This window comes from Clostridium amazonense (assembly GCF_056431285.1).
Map to the genome: position 1 here is coordinate 41,493 of NZ_JBWKMH010000018.1, position 15,638 is coordinate 57,130.

Genomic DNA, 15,638 nt, shown 5'->3' on the forward strand with positions numbered 1-15,638 from the left:
TTGTCAATTGTTAATTTTGTATAGCACTTTCTCAAATGAAACATGAATAGCTTAAAGTTTTAAATTGGATCCCTATATATAGGGTTACAAGCTGAAAAATGAAATTATTCAAATATTAAATGAGAATGGTGATATTCAAAGAAAAAAGTTTTTCAATTGATTAAATGTGTTATTTAAACTTTGAACCATATATCATAAAAAAATAGACGCAAATATTATTTCTGAATTTATAGAAAATTATTACTATTCCTACTAATTTAAAAGTTATGGAAAAACATTAGTAATTAATGTAAAATAGAAACATAAAAAATTATAAAAGTACAAGATAGCACAAAAATAAAAAATTAAGTCGATTCTTAAAAAATATGTTTTCATAACAAAATTATAGGGTGTGGTGATAAAATTATGTGTTTAGGATGTAAATTAGCCAATAAAGAAAATGTAGATGTTTACAGAATTTATGACAATGATTTTTTTAGTGTAATATTAAATAAAGCTCCTTTTAATGAGGGACATTTGTTAGTTATGCCAAAAAGACATGTTGAAGATTTTTGCGATTTAAAAGATGAAGAGTTAGCTTCACTTTCTATAACGTTGAAGCAAATGAGCAATTTAGTAAAAACGGTATTTGAACCAGATGGAATAACTATTTGTCAGCATGGTGGAATATACAATGATTTAGGACATATTAGTTTTCATGTTATTCCAAGATATGAAAATGATGGTGTAGATTTTGGAAAACCAACTAACAACTATTGTGCTAGTCTTATTTTAAATAAGACTCAAAAAAAATTATTAAATAGAATTGAAGAAGTAGTATAATATATATTTTAAAATAATAGAAAAGAATTTTATGAGCTTTTCTATTATTTTTTGCATTTTCATGTAAGATAATAGAAAAAATATTGAAAAATGTAATAAAAGTAATTAAAATAATAATTATAGAATAAATGTAATAAAATAGATATATAACTATTAAATTTTAAATTAATATCTAAAAGTAAAATAAAGTGTAACATTTTTAAAGAAAAAAATTTAAAATATACTGTACTTTTTATTAAAAAGTGTTATACTATTAATGTAGAAATTACAAAAAACATACTGAATGTAAATTATTAACCTTAGATTACTAAAATAAAATAAATTCAGTTGCAATAAATTTGAATTTGTTTTATTATGAGATATTATTTAAATTAAATTTATTGGGGGAGAATTAATGAATACGGATTTAATGGAAAGTTTAAAAATTAAAACAACAGAAAAGGTTTATACAAACTTAAAGCCTTGTGAACTAGTAGAATTTGCAATAAAGAAAAACGAAGGAAAATTAGATGCAAATGGTGCATTTGTAGTTGAAACAGGAAAGTATACAGGAAGATCACCTAAAGATAGATTTATAGTTAAACAAGAAAGTACAAAATCATTAGTAAATTGGAATGATACAAACTTATCAATAGAAGAAGAAGGATTTAATAAACTTTATAATAAGGTATTAAATTATTTAAATAGTAAAGATTTATTTGTTTTTGATGGATATGTAGGAGCAGATAAAGAATATAAAATGGACATAAGTGTAGTATGTGAGTATGCATCTCAAGCATTATTTGCTACACAATTATTTAGAAGACCTACAAAAGATGAATTAAAAGATCATAAAACAGAATTTACAGTTATAGCAGCACCAGGATTTAAAGCTGATGCTAAAGAGGATGGAATAAATTCTGAAGCTTTTGTTTTAATAAATTTTGAAAAGAAAATAGTTTTAATAGGTGGAACTCAATATTCAGGAGAAATTAAAAAATCTATTTTCTCAATAATGAACTTCTTATTACCACAAAAAGGAGTATTCCCAATGCACTGTTCTGCTAATATAGGAAAAGATGGAGATACAGCAGTATTCTTTGGACTTTCTGGAACAGGAAAAACAACATTATCAGCAGATCCAGATAGAAATTTAATAGGTGATGATGAGCATGGTTGGAGTGATAAAGGAGTATTTAACTTTGAAGGTGGATGCTACGCAAAAACTATAAGATTAGATAAAGAAAAAGAATCACAAATATTTAATGCACTTAAATTTGGTGCAGTACTTGAAAATGTAATTTTAGATGAAAACAGAGTTCCAAACTTTGATGATGATAGATTAACAGAAAATACAAGAGGAGCATATCCTGTTGAATATATAGAAAATGCAGAATTAAGTGGAGTAGGACAAAATCCAAACACTGTAATATTCTTAACAGCAGATGCATTTGGAGTTATACCTCCAATATCTAAGCTTACTAAGGAAGAAGCAATGTATCACTTTATGTCTGGATACACTAGTAAGCTTGCAGGTACAGAAAGAGGAATAACATCACCTAAAGCTACATTCTCAGCATGCTTTGGTGAGCCATTTATGCTTATGAATCCAGCAGTTTATGCAAAATTATTAGGTGAAAAAATAGTTAAACACAACACAGAAGTTTATTTAGTTAACACTGGATGGTCTGGTGGAGAATATGGCGTTGGAAAGAGAATGGATTTAAAATACACTAGAGCTATGGTAAAAGCTGCATTAAATGGAGAACTTAGAAATGCAGAATATGAAGAACATGAAATATTTAAAGTTTTAATTCCACAAAGTATAAAAGACGTTCCAAGTGAAATATTAAATCCAAAAAATACTTGGAGTGATGGAAATAAATATGATGAAAAAGCAATTGAACTTGCTAATAAATTCAATGAAAACTTTAAGAAATTTAAAGAAGTAAGTGAAGATATAGCTTCAGCAGGTCCAAAAGCAAAAGTGTTAAGCTATAATTAATTTACAAAACTCACAATTTGTAAATTTAAATATAGATGGAATTTCTATAATTGGCAAAGAAATTCCTATGTCTATACTTATTGTTACCAAAAATTATTAATAAGAGCCTCTTAAAACCAAAATATCACATAGAAAAATCTGTGTGATATTTTGGCTTTTTTATTATATAATATTTATTGTTAAGTTGTGAAATTATAGTGAACAAATTAATTAAATTTTATATATAATATTAATTAATTCCCATTTAGGGCGATAAAACATATGTATAAATAAACATTAGATTAGGAGGATAATATGAGTAAACGTGAGGGCGGCAAAAAAGTTTTATTAGGAGTATTAGTTATAGCTGTTTGTATAGCAATATATGTTATTGGTAATAGTGGAAAATTTGGAGAATATAAACATGATTATAAAGTTAAGGTAGAAAGTTTTGATAATATTTATGAAGGTAATAATATAAGATTTTACTATATGGATGGAAAAAATGATTATCAAAAAAATTTAAAAGAAAAATATAAATTAAATGAAGTTATAGGTTCAGCAGGAAATGAAATTGAGAAAGCTATGGCTATTATTGATTGGGTAAATGAAAAAGCTGAATTTAATGTAAGTGCTATGGAAGTTGGAAAAACAACTGATGAGATTATGGAAAAGTTAGAAAATAGTAAGGCTCTTTCAGATGAAGGGTATTCAATTGTACTAGAAGAGACTTTATCAACATTAGATGTATTTGTAAGAAAAGGAACATATCTTACAGCTAATACTGTAAAACCAGATCCAAGTCAAAGTTATAAAGTTATAGAGGTTTGGAGTAAAGTACATGCTAAATGGGTAATGATAGATGCGGGAAACAAATGTTATATGACATTAGATGATGTACCTTTAAGTGCAGTAGAAATAATAGAAAATGGGCTAGATAAAGTAAACATTGTTGGATTAAAAAATGAAAAACAAGTAAAAAAATACAAAAAAGATATGAAGAAGTATTTTAATATGTATACTATGCCTATAGATAGCAATAAATATAGAGAGTTAAAAAGTAATTCATATGTAACATATGTTAAAAATTTAGATGATGTACAGCTAGAAAATCAAAAGGGATTCATATCTCCAATGATATTTGTTAATAAGAGAGATGTTTTTGATTTAAATCCAGAAATAATAAATGGAAATAGAAACAAAGATACAAAAGCTGCAATGATTTTGTCTAAAAAAGATTTAAAAGAGGATAAAGAAGGAGCAGTAGGATTTACTATAGGAGCATTTAAGGATAGTGTTATGTTAGAAAAATTCTATATAAGTATAAATGGTGGTAAATATTATGAGGTTAAAAATTATTATGATTTATCATTAGTAGAAGGTAGCACTAAAATAACATTATCAGAAGATGGAGTTAATCCAATTCGAGAAATAGTTCTTAAAAAGATGGGAAAATAGAGAATAAAGTATAAAAGCTTAATATAGTTAATATAATAAAAAGGAAATTATAATTAATTTCCTTTTTTTATTATGTAAATATATTGGGGGGAGAAAAGTGAATATAAATATTATTTTAATATTTAAGGCTATTATTATAGCTATAGTAGAAGGAATTACAGAGTTTATACCGGTATCATCTACTGGACATATGATTATAGTGGGAGATGTAATTAATTTTAAAGGAAGTTTTAGCAATGTTTTTGAAGTTGTAATTCAATTAGGGGCAATATTAGCTATTATAGTTTTGTATTGGGACAAGTTATTTAAATCTATAATTCAATTTTTGAAAGGAATAATATTATTTATAAAAAATATATGTATAAATATATTTTTACCTAAAAGTAAGAAAAAAGTTTTAAATGAAAAGGAGAAACAGGGAATTACATTTTGGAAAAATATATTAGTTGCATGTTTACCAGCAGCAATAATGGGATTCTTATTTGATGATTTTATAGACAAGTATTTATTTAATTCATTTACTGTAGCAATAGGACTTTTGGTGGGAGGAATACTACTTATAATTACAGAGAATTACTTTAAAAATAAGTTTGTTACAAGAAATGTAGATGATTTAACCACTAGGCAAGCATTTAGAGTAGGAGTTTTTCAATGTTTAGCTTTATGGCCAGGTATGTCACGTTCATCATCAACTATAATAGGTGGATGGGCAAGTGGAGTATCTACAGTAGCAGCTACAGAGTTTTCATTTTTTTTAGCAATACCTATAATGGTAGGTGCGACTGGTCTAAAATTATACAAAAACTTTGGAATGTTTTCTAGTGGGGAAATATTAGTTTTAGTAATAGGCTTTTTAGTTGCGTTTGTGGTTGCATTAGTTGTTGTTGAAAAGTTTATTAATTATTTAAAGAAAAAGCCTATGAAATCTTTTGCTATATATAGAATTATTGTGTCTATAGTTTTGTTTATTTTAATTTTTAAAACTTACTAAAAAGATATAAGTTTGGGAAACAAGTTGAAAAATACAATTATGCTTGTTTAAATTGAAAAAGAGAAATTTAAAGTGTTGTATAAAATTAACAATTAGCGATCAACAATTATAAATTAAGGATAAAACTGAAATCTCAGTTTTAAAATTATTTAAACAACACATAAAAACTAGTTTTTATGTGTTTCTATTTTTAGATATTAGGAACAAAGTGAGTAATATATACCATAACTATTCACTTTTCACTCTTAGTTCTTAATTGGTTTCAAATATAAAAAATAGGAATAACATGTAATTTTAGTAGTATCATTTGATGAAGCTATTATTTTAAATTTGAACTTGGAACCCTATAAAATATACTAATGGTTATTAAGAATTTTACAGTAGTTAAAAGTTATTTTTCTAGTAATACTTTTAAATTAGTTTTGTTGCATTTTACAAGAACTGTTCCATCTTTATCAGTTCTATATGTTTTTACATTATGATTATTTAATCTCTTCAGGACATCTTTATGAGGATGCCCATAGTCGTTACCCATGCCACAAGAAATTATAGCTATTTTAGGATTTACTTTAGATATAAAATTTTCAGTTGAAGAAGTTTTACTTCCGTGATGGCCTATTTTTAAAACAGTAGAATTTAAATCTATATTAGATGAAGTTAAAAAATTTTCTATTTCCTTTTCTGCATCTCCTGTAAATAAAAAAGAAAAATTATGATAATTTAATTTGAGTACAATGGAGTAATTATTTATATTATCATATGAAATTTCTTTGGGTGATATAAAGTTTAATGTTAAATTTTCATCTAAATTAACAGTTTTAGGTGCAGAAATAGGAGTTATTTTTAAGTTGTTATATTTAAGTTTTTTCGTCAGATTTACAAATGTTGGAGTGTTAGATGTTATTTTAGGTGCTAGAAAATTATCAACTTTTATGTAGTTAAGAACATATGGTAATGAGCCAATATGGTCATCATGAGGATGAGTAGCTATTATATAGTCTAGTTTTTTTACATTGTTTTTAGTAAGATAATCTATAAGCATATTAGAGCTATCAATAGGTCCACCATCTATAAGAATATTTGACCCATTATGTTGAATTAAAATACCATCACCTTGACCTACATTTATATAATGTATTTTAAGTTCATCATTTATAGTGTTATTATATTTGGGTATTAATAAAATGAAAGTTACACAAAATAGTGCTAAAACCAAAAGATACTTGTATCTTTTAAATAGACATTTAGACATTTATATATAACTCCTTTTTATACTAGTATTTACTAAAAATATTAATTTAAACAAAATATGAGAATCTAAGTTAAAACTTTAAGTTATTCATGTTTCAGTTTAGAATTCTAATTAATTTAATTGAAAATTGAAAGTGAATGTAAAAATTTGAGATCCAATTTTAAACAATGATTTTTTATTAAATTTGCACAGCAAATTAATTGAAAACAATATAAAAACGTAGTTTTTAGGTATTTCTATTCATAAATATTAAGAACGAAGTGAATAATATTAACCAGCATTGTTAATCTTTAATTGTTAATTGATTCCAAACATGATTATAGAATAAACTGTAAGCTTAATAATATCACTTGATAATGGCATTATTTAAACTTTGAACTTGAAACCCTATAGTTATATTTAAGTATAGGGCGTTTTTATGGACTTTTCTAAAAATATTGATATAATTATAAGGAAACAAGTTTAAACTTTAAGTTATTCATATTTCAGTTGAAAACTTTAAATTTTGGTTACATTAAATATAACTTTTAATTTTTAAGTGGTTTCAAATACAAATCTAGTGATTAGATTCAAACCTTAAATTATCAAATAATAAAAGTATAAACTAAAAATATGACTGAAAACCTTATGGATGCAAATAATAGTTAAAGAAGGTGTTAAATATGAGAAAATTTTTATTTATGTTTAAATCTGTAATATATACTCTTTGTTCGTTGGTTCTTATGCCTAAGGCACAAAGTATAAAGAAAAAGTCAGAAGAAGAATTTCAGAAGTATTGTCATCATAAGGCTAATGCATGGGCAAGACTTTTACTTAAAGCTACAGGGCTAAATGTAATAATAAATGGTAAAGAAAATAATATAGATGGACCATGCTTATATGTTGCAAATCATCAAAGTGTAGTAGATATACCATTATTAATTAGTGCCATAAATAAACCTGTAGGAGCAGTAGCAAAACAAGAATTAGAGAAAGTTCCAGTTTTATCTTACTGGTGCAAAGGCATAGGCTGTGTGTTTTTAAATAGAACTAATCCAAGAGAAGGAATAAAATCCATTTTGCAAGGAACTGAAAACTTAAAAAAGGGACAATCAATGTTTATATTTCCAGAAGGTACAAGGAGTCAAGGTGGACCTATAAAGGAGTTTAAAAAAGGTAGTGTAAAAATGGCAATAAAGGCGAATGTTCCAATAATACCTATAACTATTGATGGTACATATAAAATTTATGAAGGATATAAAGAAGCTAAAAAGGATAATAGAGATTGTGTTTGTACATTCCATAAACCAATATATATTAGTGAATTATCTAAAGAGGAACAAAATAACTTGTCAGAAACATGTTATGAAATAATAAAAAGTGAACTTAAATAGAGTATATAGAAAAACATTAAGAAATAAAAATAACTATTTCTTAATGTTTTTTTATTATTAATCATTATATGTAAAAATAACTGTTTTTAATCTGCTCATAGCTTCAATACTATACTTTATTCCTTGGGTTCCCATTCCAGAGGCTTTTATACCTCCAAAAGGAAAATGATCTGGTCCTCTTTCGGTTTTACTATTTATTTGTACAGAACCAACTTCGAGTTTGCTTGCTATATAAAATGCATCATTGATATTGTCTGTAAAAATAGAAGATTGTAAACCATACTCAGATTTGTTAGCTATTTCAATAGCTTCATCTATAGATTTTACTCTTATAATTGGTAAAACAGGACCAAAAGGTTCCTCCCATGCAATTCTCATATCTAAAGATACATTGTCTAGTAATGTAGGATATACTAAGTTATCATCTCGTTTATTTCCAATTAATAAAGAAGCACCCTTATTTAATGCATCTGAAATTAAATCCATAACAAAATCGGCAGCTTTAGAATCTATAAGAGGAGTTATTGTTGAATCATCGTATGGACTACCAATTTTTAGTTTATTTAGATTTTTTAATATCTCAGAACATAGTTCATTAGCAATTGTATCTAAAACTAATACTCTTTTAATAGCAGTGCATCTTTGTCCAGAATAACTGAAAGCACCAGAAACTATTTCCTTAGCTGTTTTTTCTATATTAGCATCTTCTAAAACTATGGCTGCATCTTTTCCACCTAGTTCTAATAAAGTAGGAGTCATTGTAGAAATGCTTGAAATGTGACTGCCTGTATTAGTTGAACCTGTAAAGTTTATAAAGTCTATATTTTTATGGGTTACTAAATAATCGCCAATTTCACTGCCTTTACCAGTAACGGTATTAAGTACACCTTTAGGAAGACCAGCATCATTAAAACATTTTGCAAGATATAATGCACTTATAGAACCTTGAGTTGGTGGTTTTAGGATAACAGTATTTCCAATAACAAGTGCAGGAGCAATTTTGGATGCTGATAAATTAATTGGGTAGTTAAATGGAGAAATACACAAAATAGTTCCAAGAGGAACACGAGTTACAAAAGCAAGCTTGTTTTTTGAAAATCCAGAAAAACTATCAGCAGAAATAGTTTTGCCTTCTAAATCTTTTGCGATATCTGCAGTATATCTAATAAAATCTGCAGTTCTTTTAACTTCAGAAATACAAGAAAGCTTATCTTTAGCTATTTCTAATATTAATGTTTCAGTTAATATGTCTATATTTTCATCTATAATATCTGCTGTTTTATATAATATTTCACATTTTTCATGAATAGGTACATTACACCAAGATTTTTGACTTTCATTAGAATTAAGTATGGAGTTATCTACATCGGATTTAGAAAAAGCAGGAATATCTCCAATAAATTTATTATTTATTGGAGAGTATATAGGTATTTTATTTTCACATGAAATCCATTGACCATTGTATAAATTGCAATAGCTGTTGTTAATTTTAAAATTATCAATCAAAATATTCACCTCACTAATAATTGATAGTAATAGTATTATCAATTATTGTGCAAATTATAAAGACTTTATAATTTCATAAATAAAAAATATAAATTAAATATCAGATTTCTTAGGATTTAATATGTCTTGAATTAAATGTATTTTACGATCAAGAGTAGATACTTCTTTTTGATACCCTTTAATAGTGGATGAAAGAGTATTTTCTTCATTCTTAAGCTTTTTTAATTTCTCTAATAAAGCTTCATTTGCAGTTAATCTTTTTTCAATTGATGGTTCATACATTTTTTTTATAGTATTTTGTTTGTTGAAATCAAATTTAATTCTATTATAATATTTAAGTATAGACTTACATATTTGTTTGGTGGAATCGATTGTTAAATCACAAAGTTTATCTAAGATTTTGTTGATTTCATTCATAATCATATCACCTCAACAATAATTGTATATAAATTTGTATATGAAAGGCAAGAATTTTATGTTAAGTAGTAAAAAATATTTAAGAAAAATAAATAAGCATATAAAAGAACTTGAATGTGAAAAAGAAAAAATAGAAAAAGATATAGAAAAAACTGAAAAAAGAATTGAAAATGAAAAGAAAGAAATAAATAGCATTGTAGAAAAAAAAGAAAAGTTAGAAACTACATTTAAAAGTTTAAAAAAGGTATTAGTTGAAAGAGGATTAACTTTTGAAATAGACAACGTAAAAGGCATAGCACAGTGGGATAACTTAAAAATATCGAAAAAGTCTAAAAAGTTTGTAATAACAAATAGTGAAAATCAGGTAGTAAAAGAATTAGATGAAGATATAAGTGAAATAATGAGTGATATAAAAAATGATAATGTAAATATAAGTACTTTAGTTTTAAGAAAAACCAGTCAAAGTGCATTAGTACAAATTAGGTTTACTCCTTATGATGAAATATAGTGTTCCAAGTTTAAATCAAAAATAATAGCTTTATCAAATGACACTACCTATATTACAATTAAGTCCATTATTATGTTTGGAACCAATTAACAGTTAGCAATTAACAATTAACAATGATGGTTAATATTATTCACTTTGTTCTTAATATTTATGAATAGAAATACCTAAAAACTACGTTTTTATATTGTTTTCAATTAATTTGCTTAGCAAAGGGTATTATTAGATAATGTTTTTAACTATATCCAAATAAAAGTCAGATACCAATGTGCTATAATTTTTAGTTACAAAAGAAAAATAAAATACAAAAATAAAGCCAAATTAAATTTAGCTTTATTTTTTGTTAATTTTATAGTATTTAGTATTGAAAAGTGATTTTGGAATATTAGATATCTCTTTCATTATGTATTTTACTGAAGAATGTAAGAGCATATATTCCAGCTAGGCCTACTAATCCATAAATAATTCTACTTACCATACTTATTGAACCAAATACACTAGAACCTGAGAATAGTGCAGCCACTAAATCGAATTGGAATAGTGCTACTAATCCCCAATTTACTGCACCAATTACAACTAATATAAGTACGATTGTATCTAAAAATTTCATTTTTTAAACCTCCTTAAAATAGTATAGTTTAATTATTACCAATAAATAATAAATTATTCCTTATACAATTTAAGGTGATTTTAAAAATAAAACTTGTTAGTTGGTTAATAAGATTATATAATGGAATTATTGCATAATAAAAGAAGAAAGAGGGAGTAATATATGCATATAGTTAAACTTATATTAGAAATACTACTTTATTCTATTCTTGCTTTGTTCGCTTATATTGCATTAAGAACATATGTACTTCAAAAGATAAAAGTCAGCAAATGGATAGTTTTAGTACTAGCATTTACTGTGTTTTTAGTACCGAATTTACTATGGCCAACCATGCCGATGATTGTTTCAAGATATGTAATTCCACTTATATTTATCATACTATTCTTATGGTTTATGGATTTATGTGGATTTATGAAGGGTATGGAACAAGGTGAATCAAATAACAAGTACTATGATAAGTATAACAAGAGCAACAATAAAGTAATTAAGCCTAAAGCTAAGCCAAATAGAATTAAAAATAATAAATAATTTGGATATATAGGAAGATAAAAATTCATTTAGACTTATTCAAATACAAATGTAAGTTTGAGTTTAAAGTTAGATGTATTTTAATTTAAAAATTGAACTTTGAAATTGAATAAGATTTAAGGTTAAATTAGAAACCTATAAATAAAAACACATTAACTTAAAAAAGTGATGTGTTTTTATTTTATTTATTACTATTTAATCTAAAAAAGCATATAAATAATAATATAGGAATATTTAGTTTTATCACATTTAGTTTATAAATAAATTCTGAGGTGATGTTTTGGATACTTTAATAATATTTTATGATAATAGCATATTAATGAAAATGTCAAAAGTATTGGAAAATAGTATTAAGTGTGAGTCAAAAGCTATAAGAAATGTGCATAGTGTAGATAAACCAAAGGATAAATATCTTAAATTTTATAGTGATAATTTACAAATTGAAGGTGTTGAGAAATCTTTATTGGAAGGGAAAACTAATGTGATAGTAATATTACCAATATGGTTTTATAAATCATATTTTAAGATGGAAAACAGTTCTTTAGTAAATAATTTAAAAGGAAAAAACATTATCCTACTTACGTTAGGAGAAGAAAATAAGTTGGATGAAGAAAAAATATTTTTATATTCCAATTTAGTAGGTAAAAAATATTTTAAAAAAGATGATTTATCAAATGAAGAGTGGTTTAAAAGTTTGATAGAATGGATTGTAAAATTAGTTTAATAATATAAAGGCATTATTAGGTGACTAATAATGCTTTTTAAAATTAAAATTATGTAAATTTAGTAATAACATATGGAATAAAATATCATAAATTGAGATTAATTATTGTAAATTTATCTCAATATGATACAATTTAAATAGTTAAGGCACATGGAAGCAAATAATAGGACTAATATGAATAAAGATGTAATAAAAAGTATAAGGGTATATTTGTTTTATAAAATGATTAAAATAAATATTCTGAATTATGCATTTCGTGTTCAGAGTTTATAAGAAAATTTATATTTAAAAGTTTAAATTTAATATAAATAATTAAATTTTATATAATAATCTAAAATTTAGTATTTATTTTTATGAAATTTAAAGTATAATATAGTATATTTTATAGTTAATAAATAAATTTTATGTTTATGTATCTTTATGGAATATAAGGTATAATCATATTATTTTCTTGATTATGCCTAAGTATAATTTAAAATTGAAAAATTTGTAAAAAGGAGAGTTGACAATGAAGTTTTATGTATACAATACTATGACAAGAAATAAAGATGAGTTCATTCCAGTAGTTCAAGATAAAGTAGGTATGTATACTTGTGGACCAACAGTATATAATTACGCTCATATAGGAAATTTAAAAACTTATATATTTGAAGATGTTTTAAAGAAGTCATTAGAATATGTTGGATATAAAGTAAAACATGTAATGAATATAACAGATGTAGGTCATCTTCAATCAGATGGTGATGAAGGCGAAGATAAAATGGCATTAGGTGCATCAAGAGAGAAAAAGACAGTATGGGAAATTGCTAGATTTTATGAAGATGCATTTATGGATGATTGTAGAAAGCTTAACATAAAAAGACCAACAGTTGTATGTAGAGCAACTGACCATATAGAAGAGATGATAAAATTCATTCAAGTTTTAGAGGAAAAAGGATATACATATGAAGCAAACGGAAATGTATATTTTGAAATAGATAAATTTAAAGACTATACTAAATTAGCTAATTTAAGTATAGATGAATTAGAAGCAGGAAGTAGAATAGAAGTAGATGCTAATAAGAAAAATCCTTTAGATTTCGTTCTATGGTTTACTAATTCAAAATTTAAAAATCAAATAATGCAATGGGATTCACCATGGGGAAGAGGATTTCCAGGTTGGCATTTAGAATGTTCTACAATGTCAATGAAATATTTAGGAAAGAAGATAGATATACACTGTGGTGGAATAGATCATATTCCAGTTCATCATACTAATGAAATTGCACAATCAGAAGCATACACTGGAGAAAAATGGGTTAACTATTGGATGCATGCTGAATTTTTAGTTTTAAATGATGGTAAAATGTCAAAATCAAAAGGTGATTTTTTAACTATAAAAAGACTAGAAGAAGAAGGATTTACAGCATTAGATTATAGATACTTTATACTACAATCAAGATATAGAAAACAATTATTATTTACTTTTGAAAACTTAGACGATGCTAGAAAATCATTTAGAGCACTTAAAAAGAGAGTAGCAGCTGTATTAGAAAATGTTGATGAGTCATTAGAAATAAGACAAAGCAATATAGAAGAATATAGAGAAAATTTCAAAAAGCAAATAAGCGATGATTTAAATATACCTAATGCATTTACTGTACTTTTAGATGTATTAAAATCCGATGAATTAAACAATAAGGAAAAAAGATTTTTAGTAGAAGAATTTGATAAAGTCTTATCATTAGATTTAATGGTAGTGGAAAAGGATTTATCAAGTGTAGATGTTGAACTTGTAAATAGTCTAATTGTAGATAGAAATGAAGCAAGAAAAAATAAAGATTATCAAAAAGCTGATGAAATAAGAAATAAGCTTTTAGAAATGAATATTGAAATTCTAGATAGTAAAGAAGGAACTACTTGGAGACTTAAATAAAATATATTGTAAGTTAAAATACTATTAAGCATTTATTTTTAAATAGATACTTAATAGTATTTTTTTATCTTAAAAGACATTAAAAAATATAAAAATACTAAGTTAAGTGCGATTTAGGAATAAAATCTGTAGTACATGTCAATATTGCAAAGGAAATGTAAGAAAAAAATTTTTTTAGAATACAGAATAATTGTTATTTTTTGGGAATATAATGATAAGATATATATATTCAAATGTAGGGTAGGTGATAATTATGAGGAAAAAAATATATAAAGTTATAGCAATAGTCTCTATAACTTTAATCTGTAACCTTGGATTTTTTAACGTTGCTTTAGCTGAAGATACAGTAAACATAAAAAAAATAAATCAGAATGTTTGTGAAAAAACTTATGAATATAATTTAAACATACCTGAAGTTACAGGAATGAAGAATTCTAAGTTTCAAAATAGTTTAAATAAGAAAATAAAAGATGAATTAGAGAAAAACAAGGAATGTATTATATCAACAAGTATTGATGATTTTAAATATGCAAATGAAAATAATTATGATATAAAAAAATACAAATTTAAATCAGATTACAATGTAACAAGTAAAGGCAACATACTAAGCTTAACAATAAAAAGTCAAGAATATATAGGGGGAGAGTATTCTTTAGAAACTCAAAAAACATATAATATAGATTTGAAAAATAACAGATTATTAGAACTTAAAGATGTAGTTTCAGATAAAAATATAAAAAGAATAGAAGAGGAAGTAAATAAGAGTATACAAAATAATAGTAAATATTATAAAAGAGAAGTTAAAAAAAATATAGAAAATGAAACTAATTTTTATGTGGATGAATCTAATGTGTATGTATATTTTAATGCTAATGAGATAGGTCCATATACAATAGGAATACCAGAATTTAAATTTTCATTTTAACTTTTAGGTTAAAAATGAGCTATTTAAGAACTAACTAATTAAAGTAAGTTTTTAAATAGCTCATTTAAATTTAAAAATATATTTAAATAATTTTATAACATAGTTAATTAAGAAATATTAATTATTAGTTTTTGATACTTTTATAATTTACACTATGCCTAGAGTATCATTAAATATAAATAGAAGAAAATAAGAAAAAATAAAAGGATAACGTGTATAATTTTTATAAATAGTGACAAAATAATAGAAATAGAAAAGTAGATTGTATATAATAAATCTTGTCGCTGAGGCAAACAAGTAATTGAAGCCAAACGATGTAGAAATAAACTTCAAAAAACATTAAAAAAAATGTTGACAAGAAAGTTTAAATCTAGTAAAATAGGAAAAGTCGTCAGGTGATGATGACACATTGGTCTTTGAAAATTAAACAGATAATATATAGGTAAAACCAGTTAATTCATTGAGATTCTATTAAGTTAGAAGATCACATCGAAAGATGTAAAATTGACTATTATAGTCAGCAAAACTTGAGATACAAGTTTCAAACTTTTTAAATTGAGAGTTTGATCCTGGCTCAGGACGAACGCTGGCGGCGTGCCTAACACATGCAAGTCGAGCGATGAAGTTCCTTCGGGAATGGATTAGCGGC

The 15,638-nt window shown here is 25.0% G+C and carries 14 protein-coding genes and 1 rRNA gene; 11 read left to right on the forward strand and 4 right to left on the reverse strand.

Annotated elements, in window-relative coordinates:
- Positions 1–405 precede the first annotated feature (405 nt).
- The 4 genes from AC07E4_RS08115 to AC07E4_RS08130 all read left to right on the forward strand — a co-directional run bounded on the left by AC07E4_RS08115 (position 406) and on the right by AC07E4_RS08130 (position 5,234).
- Positions 406–822, forward strand: coding sequence for an HIT family protein (locus AC07E4_RS08115; protein WP_051540171.1), 417 nt, complete (start codon positions 406–408; stop codon positions 820–822).
- Positions 823–1,216: 394 nt separating this feature from the next.
- Positions 1,217–2,806, forward strand: a complete 1,590-nt coding sequence (pckA, locus tag AC07E4_RS08120; protein WP_478216098.1) for a phosphoenolpyruvate carboxykinase (ATP) — start codon at positions 1,217–1,219, stop codon at positions 2,804–2,806.
- A gap of 294 nt (positions 2,807–3,100) precedes the next feature.
- Positions 3,101–4,243, forward strand: a complete 1,143-nt coding sequence (locus AC07E4_RS08125; protein ID WP_040327717.1) for a hypothetical protein — start codon at positions 3,101–3,103, stop codon at positions 4,241–4,243.
- Between the two features lie 97 nt (positions 4,244–4,340).
- Complete coding sequence (locus tag AC07E4_RS08130; RefSeq protein ID WP_430830836.1) at positions 4,341–5,234, forward strand: undecaprenyl-diphosphate phosphatase; 894 nt, start codon at positions 4,341–4,343, stop codon at positions 5,232–5,234.
- Between the two features lie 391 nt (positions 5,235–5,625).
- Here AC07E4_RS08130 and AC07E4_RS08135 read toward each other — a convergent pair whose 3' ends face one another.
- Positions 5,626–6,486: a ComEC/Rec2 family competence protein gene (locus tag AC07E4_RS08135; RefSeq protein WP_040327714.1), complete on the reverse strand. Its 861-nt coding sequence runs from the start codon at positions 6,484–6,486 to the stop codon at positions 5,626–5,628.
- Between the two features lie 662 nt (positions 6,487–7,148).
- Between AC07E4_RS08135 and AC07E4_RS08140 the strand changes: the two genes are divergently transcribed.
- A complete protein-coding gene (locus tag AC07E4_RS08140) occupies positions 7,149–7,859 on the forward strand; it encodes a lysophospholipid acyltransferase family protein (RefSeq protein ID WP_040327712.1) in 711 nt (236 codons plus the stop codon).
- Positions 7,860–7,916: 57 nt separating this feature from the next.
- On the opposite strand, the gene AC07E4_RS08145 is transcribed toward AC07E4_RS08140, so the two are convergent.
- Together AC07E4_RS08145 and AC07E4_RS08150 are read right to left on the reverse strand one after the other, a co-directional pair.
- Complete coding sequence (locus tag AC07E4_RS08145) at positions 7,917–9,365, reverse strand: NADP-dependent glyceraldehyde-3-phosphate dehydrogenase (protein WP_040327711.1); 1,449 nt, start codon at positions 9,363–9,365, stop codon at positions 7,917–7,919.
- Positions 9,366–9,458: 93 nt separating this feature from the next.
- The gene (locus AC07E4_RS08150) at positions 9,459–9,782 is read right to left on the reverse strand and encodes a hypothetical protein (protein ID WP_040327709.1); all 324 of its coding nucleotides are present in this window, start codon (positions 9,780–9,782) and stop codon (positions 9,459–9,461) included.
- 58 nt (positions 9,783–9,840) lie between these two features.
- Between AC07E4_RS08150 and AC07E4_RS08155 the strand changes: the two genes are divergently transcribed.
- Positions 9,841–10,290: a hypothetical protein gene (locus AC07E4_RS08155; RefSeq protein ID WP_478216099.1), complete on the forward strand. Its 450-nt coding sequence runs from the start codon at positions 9,841–9,843 to the stop codon at positions 10,288–10,290.
- Between the two features lie 382 nt (positions 10,291–10,672).
- Here the strand turns inward: AC07E4_RS08155 and AC07E4_RS08160 are convergent, their stop codons facing one another.
- On the reverse strand, positions 10,673–10,897 hold the full coding sequence (locus AC07E4_RS08160; RefSeq protein ID WP_040327707.1) for a DUF378 domain-containing protein: 225 nt from the start codon (positions 10,895–10,897) through the stop codon (positions 10,673–10,675).
- 162 nt (positions 10,898–11,059) lie between these two features.
- On the opposite strand from AC07E4_RS08160, the gene AC07E4_RS08165 reads away from it, so the two are divergent.
- The 5 genes from AC07E4_RS08165 to AC07E4_RS08185 all read left to right on the forward strand — a co-directional run.
- Positions 11,060–11,425, forward strand: coding sequence for a hypothetical protein (locus AC07E4_RS08165; RefSeq protein WP_040327706.1), 366 nt, complete (start codon positions 11,060–11,062; stop codon positions 11,423–11,425).
- Between the two features lie 280 nt (positions 11,426–11,705).
- Positions 11,706–12,149: a hypothetical protein gene (locus AC07E4_RS08170; RefSeq protein WP_478216100.1), complete on the forward strand. Its 444-nt coding sequence runs from the start codon at positions 11,706–11,708 to the stop codon at positions 12,147–12,149.
- 508 nt (positions 12,150–12,657) lie between these two features.
- Positions 12,658–14,064, forward strand: a complete 1,407-nt coding sequence (cysS, locus tag AC07E4_RS08175) for a cysteine--tRNA ligase (protein ID WP_040327704.1) — start codon at positions 12,658–12,660, stop codon at positions 14,062–14,064.
- 253 nt (positions 14,065–14,317) lie between these two features.
- Positions 14,318–14,989, forward strand: coding sequence for a DUF3298 and DUF4163 domain-containing protein (locus AC07E4_RS08180; protein WP_040327702.1), 672 nt, complete (start codon positions 14,318–14,320; stop codon positions 14,987–14,989).
- Between the two features lie 551 nt (positions 14,990–15,540).
- Positions 15,541–15,638 (forward strand): 16S ribosomal RNA (locus tag AC07E4_RS08185); the annotation flags it as partial.